The organism is Paenimyroides viscosum (assembly GCF_003858535.1).
Lineage (GTDB): Bacteria > Bacteroidota > Bacteroidia > Flavobacteriales > Flavobacteriaceae > Flavobacterium > Flavobacterium viscosum.
Window position 1 is genome coordinate 1 of sequence record NZ_RQTJ01000061.1, and the last position, 5,245, is coordinate 5,245.

4 protein-coding genes are annotated in these 5,245 nt (G+C 34.2%); 3 read left to right on the forward strand and 1 reads right to left on the reverse strand.

Translation table 11 applies throughout. The features are described 5' to 3' along the window. Positions 1–136: 136 nt before the first annotated feature. The gene (gene polA / locus EG242_RS14480) at positions 137–2,953 is read right to left on the reverse strand and encodes a DNA polymerase I (protein WP_124900619.1); all 2,817 of its coding nucleotides are present in this window, start codon (positions 2,951–2,953) and stop codon (positions 137–139) included. Between the two features lie 169 nt (positions 2,954–3,122). Between polA and EG242_RS14485 the strand changes: the two genes are divergently transcribed. From EG242_RS14485 to EG242_RS14495, 3 genes are all read left to right on the forward strand, one after another. After that, positions 3,123–4,355 carry a metallophosphoesterase gene (locus EG242_RS14485; RefSeq protein ID WP_124900621.1) on the forward strand — a complete coding sequence of 411 codons (1,233 nt, stop codon included), beginning with the start codon at positions 3,123–3,125 and terminating at the stop codon, positions 4,353–4,355. A 44-nt stretch (positions 4,356–4,399) separates the two neighbouring features. Beyond that, positions 4,400–4,696 (forward strand): thioredoxin family protein, encoded by a 297-nt coding sequence (locus EG242_RS14490; protein ID WP_124900623.1) that lies wholly within the window; start codon positions 4,400–4,402, stop codon positions 4,694–4,696. 86 nt (positions 4,697–4,782) lie between these two features. After that, a complete protein-coding gene (locus EG242_RS14495; protein WP_124900625.1) occupies positions 4,783–5,172 on the forward strand; it encodes a DUF1398 domain-containing protein in 390 nt (129 codons plus the stop codon). Positions 5,173–5,245: the final 73 nt, after the last annotated feature.

Below are 5,245 nucleotides of genomic sequence, written 5' to 3' on the forward strand. Positions count from 1 at the left end.
AACTTACATGCTGAACGTAAAAACGAAAGAAAATAGTCAATTTATTAAAATTGTAAAGAAATAATTCAGTTTTAATTCCAAATTAAAAGCCGCTCGAAATGAGCGGCTTTTTTATGTTTTATAAAATTCAACTTTTTTAATGCGCATCCAACCAATTGCTGCCCTCGCCTATTTCAACTTCCAACGGAACAGCTAACTTAAAAGCGTTTTCCATTTCTTGTTTAATAATTGGTTTTACTTTTTCTAATTCGGTTTTAGGAACATCAAAAACTAATTCATCATGCACTTGCAATAACATTTTGGTTTCAAAGTTTTCTTTTATCAAGCGGTTGTGAATGTTAATCATTGCAATTTTAATGATATCGGCAGCCGATCCCTGGATAGGCGCATTCACCGCATTACGTTCTGCACCGCCACGAACCACAGCATTCTGCGAATTGATGTCTTTTAAATACCTGCGACGACCAGAAACGGTTTGCACATATCCGTATTCACGAGCAAATTCAATTTGTGTGTTAATGTATTCGCGCAATTTTGGATAGGTTGCGTAATAAGCATCAATTAATTCTTTACTTTCGGTACGATTTAAACTTGTTTGCTGACTTAAACCAAATGCAGAAACGCCGTAAATAATTCCAAAGTTTACCGTTTTAGCGTTGCTACGTTGTTCGCGCGTTACACTATCTAAATCAACTTTAAATACTTTAGCAGCTGTGGCTTTGTGAATATCTAAATGATTCTGAAACGATTCAATCATGTTAGGTTCTTCGCTTAAAGCGGCAATAATGCGTAATTCAATCTGCGAATAATCGGCAGAAACCAACACATGATTTTCATCTCTTGCAACAAATGCTCTACGAACTTTTTGTCCGCGTTCGGTACGAATTGGGATATTCTGCAAATTCGGATTATTCGAACTTAAACGCCCCGTAGCTGCAACCGCCTGCATATAATCGGTATGTACGCGACCCGTTTTAGGGTTTATCTGCGTTGGCAACGCATCAACATAGGTGTTTTGCAGTTTAACTATTTGTCGCCATTCTAAAATATCGCGAACAATTTCGTTGTCTTTAGCCAAATCGCTCAACACTTCTTCGCCCGTTGCATATTGCCCGGTTTTGGTTTTCTTTATTTTGCCTGAACCAATTTTAAGTTTTTCAAAAAGAATGATTCCCAATTGTTTTGGCGATGCCAGATTGAATTCTTCTCCGGCTGTTTCAAATATTTTTGTTTGAAGGTTTTGCGCTTCGGCTGATAACTCTACCGAAAGTGTATTAAGATAATCAACATCTAATTTAATTCCTTCCGATTCCATTTCGGCTAAAACAGAAACCAACGGACTTTCGATTTTATCAAATAATTCTCTTGTTTTACTTTGATCTAATTTGGGAGCAAAAACTTCTTTCAGTTGATAGGTAACATCGGCGTCTTCACCTGCGTATTCCTTTACATCTTCTACCGAAACATCGCGCATAGATTTTTGTCCTTTGCCTTTTTTACCAATTAATTCTTCGATCGATTGTGGCTGATATTGTAAATAGGTTTCTGCCAAAACATCCATATTATGACGCATATCTGGGTTTATCAAATAATGCGCAATCATAGTATCAAACAAAAATCCTTTAACTTCTACATTATAATTTTTAAGGACTTTAATATCGTATTTTAAGTTCTGACCGATTTTTATAATTTGATCATTTTCTAAAAACGGTCGGAATATTTCGATTAACTCCCGCGCTTCGTCTTGATTTTCTGGGAACGGAATGTAATATGCCGAACCTTTTGCGTACGAAAACGACATCCCAACCAATTCTGCCAAATTAGCATCAATGTTGGTTGTTTCGGTATCAAAGCAAACTTCGGTTTGTTCTAACAACGTTTTTACAAATAACTGTATAGCAAATTTTCCTTGAACCAACTGATAAAAATGATCGGTGTTTGATAAAGTTTTATAGTAACCTTCGTCGGTAATTTTAATTTCGGTATCGCCTGTTTCAAAAAGCGAAAACTGATCGATGCTTTTCACAGATTGCTTGCCAATTGGTGTTGGTTGCGTCATTACAACTTCATCTGCAAAAATTTTATCGAACTGTTCTTTCATTCTACGGAATTCCAGTTCTTGAAAAATAGCTTCGGTTTTTGCAACATCGGGCTTCTCTAATCTAAAAAATTCTTCTTCAAATTCCACCGGACAATCTAAAAAGATACGCGCCAGTTTTTTTGAAAGCAATCCAATTTCTTTATTAGCTTCGATCTTCTCGCGCATTTTTCCTTTTAACTTATCGGTATTTTCCAACAAATTTTCCATTGAGCCGAATTCTGCTAATAATTTCTTTGCTGTTTTCTCGCCAACGCCTGGTAATCCCGGAATATTATCAACAGCATCGCCCATCATTCCCAAGAAATCAATCACTTGTAACGGATCGTTCACTTCAAATTTTTCCTGAACTTCTTTAACTCCCCAAATTTCTATACCATTGCCCATACGTGCTGGGCGATACATAAAAATATTTTCTGAAACCAGCTGCGCAAAATCTTTGTCGGGTGTTACCATGAAAACCTGAAACCCTTCTTTTTCTGCTTTTTTAGATAACGTTCCAATTAAATCGTCGGCTTCAATTCCCGGAACTTCAATAATTGGAATGTGCATTGCGTTTAAAATTTCTTTTATATAAGGTATCGAAATCTTAATAGCTTCGGGTGTTTCATCGCGGTTTGCTTTGTACTCAGGGAAAATTTCACATCGTGCTTGGCTTCCGTCTTTATCAAAAGCAACTGCCAAATAATCGGGGCGTTCGCGTTTTATAACATCCATTAACGAGTTCATAAAACCCATCACAGCCGATGTATCTAACCCTTTTGAGTTAATTCGGGGATTTTTTATAAAAGCATAATACCCACGAAAAATAAGCGCGTAGGCATCTAAAAGAAATAAACGTTTCTGGTTGTTCATACTAACTGTTTCAAAAGCATCAAAATTACAAAAAAGATATGAGTTGTAAGTTTTTAGTTGTCTTTGAAAAGCTAATTACTTTAAAAGAAATTTAAAACTGTTAAAGTATTAAAAACTACCTTCAATTAAAAACGAAAGTTATGTAATTTTGAGACAAACTAAAAACAGAATGATTGCAGCACTTTTTCCTATACTATTAATTATTATTATTTTAGGCGAAATATACACTTGTCACTTATTATATAGATTTACAAAAAAAAGATCGGCTGTTTTTGCTTATTTGCTTTTGTTGATTACCATAATTGCTAGTTTGCTTTTATATTTTAACGGGGCAGACAAATCTAAAGGTCAAACATCAGAAAGTATGCATATCATGGCATTGATATTGCTTTTTTTACTTCCTAAAATACTTATTAGCATACCACTTTTAGTAGAAGATATGTTCCGTTTTACAAGATGGACAAGCAATAAATTCATTTATAAAAAAATTATTACAAACTCGCGCAGCAGTTTACTTACACGTATTGTTTTAGTTGCGGCAAGCTTGCTTACGATTTCAATTATTTATGGCGTTTTTGTAGGGAAGTATAATTTTAAAGTTCGACAAGAAACCATCGTTTTTAAGGATCTTCCTAGTAGTTTTGATGGTTTAAAAGTGTTGCAGATATCAGATTTGCACGTTGGAAGTTGGGATAACAAAGCGGCAATTGAAGAAGGTATTAAAATGATTAATTCGCAAGAATACGATGTTTTACTTTTTACAGGCGATTTTGTAAATACGTTGGCTACTGAAGCCGACCCGTGGATTGAAACATTGCAAAAAATTAAAACGCCAAAGTATGGTAAATTCGCTGTTCTAGGAAATCATGATTATGGCGAATACGTTAAGTGGGATACTGAAACTGACAAAGAACAAAATTTTACGGCAATTAAAAATAATATTGCGAAAAGTGGTTTTAAACTGCTTTTAAATGAAAACGTAGTTCTAAAAAGTAACAATGATTCTATATATTTGTTAGGTGTAGAAAACTGGGGTTTAAACTTTAAAAAAGCAGGTGATTTAAAGAAAACATCAGAAAATGTTCCAACCAACGCTTTTAAAATTGTAATGACGCACGATCCATCTCATTGGGATGCCGAAATTGTGAATCATCAACAGAAATATCAGCTTACTTTGTCGGGTCACACACACGGTATGCAGTTTGGCTTTAATATTCCGAAAGTTTTAGAATGGAGCCCGGCAGAATATATTTATCCCGAATGGGGCGGTTTATACAACAAAGGACACCAATATATTTACGTGAATCGCGGTTTTGGTTTCCATGCTTATTCTGGCAGAGTTGGTATTTGGCCTGAAATTACCGTTTTAGAATTAAAAAAAAAGCAAATAATAAAAGGTTAATTAGTTAAAATTTTTAATTTTGTATCGATAGAAAAAGGAGTAATATGTCAAAATTTGGTGATTTAATAAACTCAAACATTCCGGTTTTAATTCAGTTTACCGCTGAACACAATCCCGAATGCGAGCAAATGCAACAAATTATAGAAGAGGTAGCAATAGAAATGGGCGAAAAGTTAACCATTATAAATATCAATACCCTAAAAAATCCGCAATTGGTTGAAGCTTTACGAATAAAATCTGAACCTACATTAATGGTCTATAAAAACGGGGCAATGGTTTGGCGACAGTCTGGTATTACCGATAAAGGCTCGTTGGTAATGATTGCAAAAGCGTTTAATTAGAAAGCATAAATAATTTATAAAAAGGAAACATCTCAATTTAAGAGATGTTTTTTTATTTGTAGTTTTACAGCATAAAAATTTAGAAAATGTTTACAGTAAAAGAAATTGAAGAAGCGCACGCAAAAGTAAAATCGGGTGCCGATTTTCCGAAATACATTCAGGAAATTAAACAATTAGGCGTAACTAGTTTTGAAACGTGGGTAAAAGACAGTCATACCAATTATTTTGGAAGCAATGCTTTTTCGGCACAATCAACTCCAAAATACAATGATTTAACGATTTCAGACAATTTAAATAAAGAGGAGTTTGCTCGTTTATTAAAGATTCATCAACAAGGCGAAACAGATTATTTTACTTTTTGCAATCATTGTGCAGAAACAGGAATTGAAAAATGGATTGTTGATTTAGATGCATTAACCTGTACTTATTATGATACAAAAGGAAATGAAGTTTTAACCGAACAGATTCCGGGTTAATATTATAAAACAAAAAGAAGCTGTCTCAAAACTAGACAGCTTCTTTTTTGCTTTTTAGAATATATATGTTCTT